Source organism: Arenibacter palladensis, from assembly GCF_900129275.1.
GTDB classification, from domain to species: domain Bacteria; phylum Bacteroidota; class Bacteroidia; order Flavobacteriales; family Flavobacteriaceae; genus Arenibacter; species Arenibacter palladensis.
Window position 1 is genome coordinate 135,350 of sequence record NZ_FQUX01000006.1, and the last position, 7,473, is coordinate 142,822.

Sequence of the window (7,473 nt, forward strand, 5' to 3'; positions counted from 1 at the left end):
GATAGTGATGCCAATACCGTGACAGTGCCTTTGGCAAGTGTCGCAGATGGGAATACAACGAACACAGGCCTTTCCGTGGATGCGACCAACCTGATACTGACCGATAGCGATGCCAATACCGTGACGGTGCCTTTGGCAAGTGTCGCAGATGGGAACACAACGAACACAGGCCTTTCGGTAGATGCAACGAACCTAATACTGACCGATAGCGATACGAATACCGTAACCATCCCTTTGGCAAGTGTTGCAGATGGAAACACGACCAACACTAGCCTGACCGTCGATGCGACAAACTTGATCCTTACAGATAGTGATGCCAATACCGTGACAGTACCTTTGGCAAGTATCGCGGATGGGAACACGACCTATAGCGCAGGAGACGGTATTAACATTTCGGGCGCCAACGTTATTAGTTTTGACACCAGTAGTTTAGGCGCAGGAAGCATACCGGGTACAATTGTTAATCCTAATTTTGGAAATCAAAATATCACTACCTCGGGAAATTTAAATATCACAGGGACTGGTACAGTTACAGTACAAGGAACTACAGTACATCCCGACTACGTCTTCCAAAAATACTTTTTAGGGAATTCTGTTTTAAAAGAAAGCTATGATTTTAAAACCTTGGCGCAAATTGAAGCCTTTGTAAAAAAATACCACCATTTACCAGGTATTCAATCTTCAGCGGAAATTAAAGCTCAAGGTTTTTGGGATTTGGGACAGGCATCCAAACTTAACCTAGAAAAAATTGAGGAATTGTTCCTGCATACCATAGAGCAGGAAAAGAAAATAGATCAACTTAAATATGAAAACCAATCCCTGTCTGCAGAACTGCAGTCGCTCCGCAAGGACATGGAAGAAATTAAGGCACTATTAAAAAACAAGGACTAGAGGCATTGGTCCCAAAAACATGAAAAACCTTATCTACATCCTCGTATTGTTATGGCCCCTAGGCCAACAGGCCCAAACGGCCCTGTACAATAGTGGCAACATCCGTATCCACGATCAAGGGCAGATAGGCTTTCATACCAACCTCATCAACAATGCTTCCTTTGACCAGAATTTGGGCCTTGCAGGTTTTTATGGCAGTAGCATGATCAGTGTTTCGGGCGCCTTTATGCCGGTATTCTTCGATACCGAAATTGCCAATGACCAAGGGGTAATGCTCAACACAGGCATGAGTGTTAGCTCCAACACCAATTTTATAGCGGGCAATTTTGTTACCCCAAGGCAACAACAGGACGTCTATTTTAATTTTCTTCAGGATGCCTTTTATGTGGGCGAAAGCGACCTCTCCAAGGTAGATGGTTATGTCACCATCAATAACGAACAAAATTTTATTTTTCCCGTGGGCGATTCGGAACAATTACGGTCCCTGACCCTTAATAGTACCGGCACCAACAGCTTTGCCAAATGTGCCTATTACAGGGAAAGTCCCACCAACCCTACCACCTTCCCCGAAAGTTTTGACCCCACCAAAAAACCTAGGACCATGGGCGATATCAGCGAGGTGGAGTTTTGGCATTTGGAGGGCAGTGTTTCGTCTTCCATTCAGATCAGCTGGAACGAACGTAGCAATATAGCGGCCCTTACCGAGGATGTGGCCAAGATTATTCCCGTGGGTTGGAGCATTAGTGGCAGGTCTTGGGTAAATCTGGGTGCTGCTTCGGTGGTGGGCGACCTCTCCCAAGGATTTTTGGTTTCGGACAACTTTGTTCCGGACGATTATGCCGTAATTACTTTTGCCTCCGAAGCCACGGCCAAGGAATTGCTTACCTTGGACAATTACCTGGTAACCCCCAATGGCGATGGCGTAAACGATGCCCTTTATATAGAGGAATTGGAACTTTCCAATGATGATACCATCAGTATTTTTAACCGTCAAGGCCAAAAGGTATATGAGGAGGACAATTACACCAATGGTTTTACCGGTTACTCCAATGTGGATAATTTGGTCATAAACCGTGCCGCCGGGTTGCCCAATGGCGTCTATTTCTATGTCATTTCCATGAAAGATCTAAAGCTTAACTATCAGGGATTTTTGTATTTGGAACACTGAAAAGTTGAATTTTCAATGTTGAAAGTTCAAGGTTCAAAGTCTGTCCTAACGGAGATTGAGCCTGCCTGCCTACCGGCAGGCGGAATCGAAATCGAAACTGGTGGGCGGTGAAAGGGTTTAAAGTTTAAAGTTCAATGTTCAAACATTGAAGAACTAAATTCCCCTCTTGAGAGGAGCCTGTCCCGCCTTTTAGCAGAAGGATAAGGTGGCTTCGGCTACGCCCGCCTGGACGGAACAGGCAGGCTCATCCACCAAGTGAAGTGATCGGAGATTTAGTGTTTAAAATCTAGAGTCCAACGGATAGGATCTCAATACTAATATCTAGCATCTACCCCCCCCATACTCTACAAATCCAAGGATTGGCAACTTTTATTGCTCTCGGATTAATGATATAATAGCTAGTTGATGCAGAATTATTGTTAAATTTCTATGCTTAAAACGGCTTACAAATTAAAATACCAACTTTGCTGTACCCTTCCTTTTTGTAGGGCTCTTCCTTCAATTTAACATTCGACCAAAGGCATATTTTATAGACCTAATTTTCAATAACATATGTACACAACAGCTTTTATCGTGTTCACAACATTTATTTAACAATACGTAATTAGTCCTCTAAATTTGGGTTTATATAGGTCTTAGCACCCCAAATCCCCTTGAATGGACTTTAAAAAATTACTCCTTTTACTGTTTTTGATGAGTTGCACCTTTGCAACCGCACAGGTAAAAATTGGTGAAAACCCAAACAGCATTAATTCAGCTTCCATAGTTGAATTGGAAAGTACCAACAAAGCATTGGTACTTACAAGAGTTTCCAATACGCAAATGCAAGCCATTAAGCCACTTCGTGGGGCAATGGTCTATAATACGGATGCGCAATGCGTTTTCTTTTACAACGGTACACAATGGAATAGCCTATGTACAGGGGGTTCAACTGCTACGGGTGGTGTCGGCATACAATCTACTGTCGATAATGGCAACGGAACCTTCACTTTCAATTATACAGACGGAACAAAATTTACAACCTCAAATCTAACAGGTCCGCAAGGGCCTGCTGGTATTTCTGGTGCAAACGGAGCCAAGGGAGACAAGGGAGACACTGGTGCAACCGGTGCTACAGGTATTACTGGGGCCACTGGCGCCACTGGGGCTACTGGAGCCCAAGGAATTCAAGGTATACAAGGAGAAACTGGAGCTAAGGGAGACACCGGAGCCACAGGTGCCACTGGAGAACAAGGAATCCAAGGCGAGAAAGGTGACAAAGGAGATACTGGTGCACAAGGTGTTCAAGGTGAAACCGGGGCAACTGGCGCCACCGGAGAACAGGGTATCCAGGGTGTAAAGGGTGATCAAGGAGATAAAGGAGACACGGGTGCGACCGGAGCCACAGGCGACCAGGGCGTCAAAGGAGAAACCGGTGCTACAGGTTCAACTGGTGAAAAGGGTGATACCGGAGCCCAAGGGATTCAAGGTATCCAGGGTGTAAAGGGTGACCAAGGTGACAAAGGAGACACGGGCGCGACCGGAGCCACAGGCGACCAGGGCGTCAAAGGAGATACTGGTGCTCAAGGTGAGAAAGGTGATACCGGAGACAAAGGTGACAAGGGAGATACTGGAGCTCAAGGGATTCAAGGTATACAAGGAGAAACCGGAGCGACTGGTGCTACCGGAGATCAAGGTATCCAAGGTGTAACTGGAGCGACTGGTGAACAGGGTGAGAAAGGAGACAAAGGAGATACTGGAGCCCAAGGAATTCAAGGTATACAAGGAGAAACCGGGGCCACTGGTGCAACTGGAGAACAAGGTGAAAAAGGAGAAACTGGAGAACAGGGTATCCAAGGTGAAAAAGGTGACACAGGAGCTCAAGGTATCCAAGGTATCCAAGGTGAGACCGGTGCAACTGGAACCACAGGTGCAACAGGTGAAAAGGGTGACAAGGGCGATACTGGAGCTAAGGGAGACACCGGTGCGACCGGAGCCACAGGCGACCAGGGCGTCAAAGGCGATAAAGGAGATACTGGTGAAACCGGAGCTACAGGAGCAACTGGTGCCACTGGAGAACAAGGTGAAAAAGGTGATACTGGTGCCACAGGAGCAACTGGTGCTACCGGAGAACAGGGTATCCAGGGTGTAAAGGGTGATCAAGGAGATAAAGGAGATACTGGTGAAACCGGAGCTACAGGAGCAACTGGTGCCACTGGAGAACAAGGTGAAAAAGGTGATACTGGTGCCACAGGAGCAACTGGTGCTACCGGAGAACAGGGTATCCAGGGTGTAAAGGGTGATCAAGGAGATAAAGGAGATACTGGTGAAACCGGAGCTACAGGAGCAACTGGAGAACAAGGTGAGAAAGGTGACAAAGGAGATACTGGTGCCCAAGGAATTCAAGGTATACAAGGAGAAACTGGAACTAAGGGAGACACCGGTGCGACCGGAGCCACAGGCGACCAGGGCGTCAAAGGTGAAACCGGAGCTCAAGGGATTCAAGGTATACAAGGAGAAACTGGAGCTACAGGAGCCACTGGCGAACAGGGTATCCAAGGCGTCAAAGGTGATAAAGGAGATACAGGTGAAAAAGGTGAAACCGGAGCAACTGGTGCCACAGGTGCAACAGGAGAGCAAGGAATTCAGGGTATACAAGGAGAAACTGGAGCTAAGGGAGACCAAGGCGAGAAAGGTGACAAAGGAGATACTGGAGCTCAAGGAATTCAAGGTCTAAAAGGAGACCAAGGTGAGAAAGGTGACAAAGGAGACACCGGAGCTCAAGGAATTCAGGGTATACAAGGAGAAACTGGAGCTACAGGAGCAACAGGTGAAACTGGTGCTACTGGTGAAACCGGAGCCAAAGGTGACAAGGGTGATACCGGAGAACAAGGAATTCAAGGTATACAAGGTGAGACCGGAGAAACCGGAGCAACTGGTGCCACAGGTGCCACAGGTGCAACAGGAGAGCAAGGAATTCAGGGTATACAAGGAGAAACTGGAGCTAAGGGAGACCAAGGCGAGAAAGGTGACAAAGGAGATACTGGAGCTCAAGGAACTCAAGGTCTAAAAGGAGATAAAGGAGAAACCGGAGAACAGGGTATCCAAGGTGTAACTGGTGCGACCGGAGCCACAGGTGAAAAAGGAGACAAGGGAGATACTGGAGCCCAAGGAATTCAAGGTATCCAAGGTGAAACCGGGGCAACTGGCGCCACCGGAGTACAGGGTATCCAGGGTGTAAAGGGTGATCAAGGAGATAAAGGAGACACGGGTGCGACAGGAGAACAGGGAATTCAAGGTCTAAAAGGAGACCAAGGTGAGAAAGGAGATACTGGTGCACAAGGTATTCAAGGAGAAACTGGAGCTACAGGAGCTACAGGTGCCACTGGCGCTACCGGAGAGCAAGGTATCCAAGGTCTAAAAGGTGATAAAGGAGACACCGGAGCTCAAGGTATTCAAGGGATCCAAGGTGAGACCGGGGCTACTGGTGCAACCGGAGCCAAAGGTGACAAGGGTGATACTGGAGAAACTGGAGCTACAGGAGCTACCGGAGAACAGGGTATCCAAGGTGACAAAGGAGAAAAGGGTGATACTGGTGCCACTGGTGCAACAGGAGAGCAAGGAATTCAAGGAGAAACCGGGGCTACTGGTGCCACTGGAGAACAAGGTGAAAAAGGTGATACCGGTGCTACTGGTGAAAAAGGTGAGAAAGGCGATAAAGGAGATACTGGAGAACAGGGTATTCAAGGAGAAACCGGAGCAACTGGTGCTACCGGAGAACAGGGTATCCAAGGTGTAAAGGGTGATCAAGGTGACAAAGGTGATACCGGAGCTCAAGGAATTCAGGGTATACAAGGAGAAACCGGAGCTACTGGTGAACAAGGAATCCAAGGTGACACAGGAGCCAAAGGCGACAAAGGTGACAAGGGAGATACCGGTGCTACTGGTGAAACCGGAGAACAGGGTATTCAGGGTGAGAAAGGTGACAAAGGAGATACTGGAGCCCAAGGGATTCAAGGTATACAAGGAGAAACTGGAGCTACAGGAGCAACTGGTGCGACAGGAGAACAGGGAATTCAAGGTCTAAAAGGAGACCAAGGTGAGAAAGGTGACAAAGGAGATACTGGTGCACAAGGTATTCAAGGTATTCAAGGTATTCAAGGTGAAACCGGACCAACTGGTGAAAAAGGAGATACCGGCGCTACTGGTGCGACAGGAGATAAGGGTGACAAGGGAGATACTGGAGCTCAAGGTGAGAAAGGTGATACTGGAGCTCAAGGAATTCAAGGTATTCAAGGAGAAACTGGAGCTACAGGGACTCAAGGAATCCAGGGTATTCAAGGAGAAACTGGAGCTACAGGAGCAACTGGTGCCACTGGAGAAAAAGGAGACACTGGTGCGACCGGAGCCACAGGCGACCAGGGCGTCAAAGGAGATACTGGTGAACAAGGTATTCAAGGTGTTCAAGGTGAAACCGGAGCTCAAGGAATTCAAGGAGAGAAAGGTGATACTGGTGCGCAAGGAGAACAGGGAATTCAAGGAGAAACTGGTGCTACTGGTGCCACTGGTGAAAAGGGTGATACCGGAGCCCAAGGGATTCAAGGTATACAAGGAGAAACTGGAGCTACAGGAGCTCAAGGAATCCAAGGTATCCAAGGTGAAACCGGGGCAACTGGCGCTACCGGAGAACAGGGTATCCAAGGTGTAAAGGGTGACCAAGGAGATAAGGGTGAAAAAGGAGACAAAGGAGACAAAGGTGATACGGGAGCCCAAGGAATTCAAGGTATACAGGGTGAGAAAGGTGATAAAGGGGATAAAGGAGATACTGGAGCCCAAGGGATTCAAGGTATACAAGGAGAAACGGGAGCTACAGGAGCAACTGGTGCCACTGGAGAACAAGGAATTCAAGGTATACAAGGAGAAACTGGAGCTAAGGGAGACCAAGGCGAGAAAGGTGACAAAGGAGATAAGGGTGACCAAGGCGAGAAAGGTGACAAAGGAGATAAGGGTGACCAAGGAGAAAAAGGTGATACCGGGGCTAAGGGAGACCAAGGCGATAAAGGTGAGAAAGGTGATACCGGAGCCCAAGGAATTCAAGGTATACAAGGAGAAACTGGAGCAACTGGTGCCACTGGAGAGCAAGGCATACAAGGTTTAAAAGGTGATACTGGTGAAAAAGGTGAAACCGGAGCCCAAGGGATTCAAGGTATTCAAGGTGAAACCGGAGCCACTGGTGCTACCGGAGAACAGGGTATCCAAGGTGTAACTGGTGCGACCGGAGCCACGGGCGATCAGGGCGTCAAAGGAGATAAAGGAGACACGGGTGCGACAGGAGAACAGGGAATTCAAGGTCTAAAAGGAGACCAAGGTGAGAAAGGTGACAAGGGAGATACTGGTGCCCAAGGTATTCAAGGAGAAACTGGAGCCACTGGTGA

The 7,473-nt window shown here is 48.2% G+C and carries 2 protein-coding genes and 1 pseudogene; all 3 read left to right on the plus strand.

What is annotated here, in order from left to right:
* A pseudogene (locus tag BUA60_RS16105) lies at nt 1–891 on the plus strand (hypothetical protein); the annotation flags it as partial.
* Nucleotides 892–910: 19 nt separating this feature from the next.
* The gene (locus BUA60_RS16110; RefSeq protein ID WP_072863453.1) at nt 911–2,059 is read left to right on the plus strand and encodes a T9SS type B sorting domain-containing protein; all 1,149 of its coding nucleotides are present in this window, start codon (nt 911–913) and stop codon (nt 2,057–2,059) included.
* A 657-nt stretch (nt 2,060–2,716) separates the two neighbouring features.
* The coding region (locus tag BUA60_RS23455) for a beta strand repeat-containing protein (RefSeq protein WP_084532632.1) at nt 2,717–7,473 on the plus strand (4,757 nt) is incomplete at its 3' end.

Excerpts from the sequence above, each read along its gene's own strand:
- BUA60_RS16110 (WP_072863453.1), top strand. The coding sequence starts at position 911 with ATGAAAAACCTTATCTACATCCTCGTATTGTTATGGCCCCTAGGCCAA.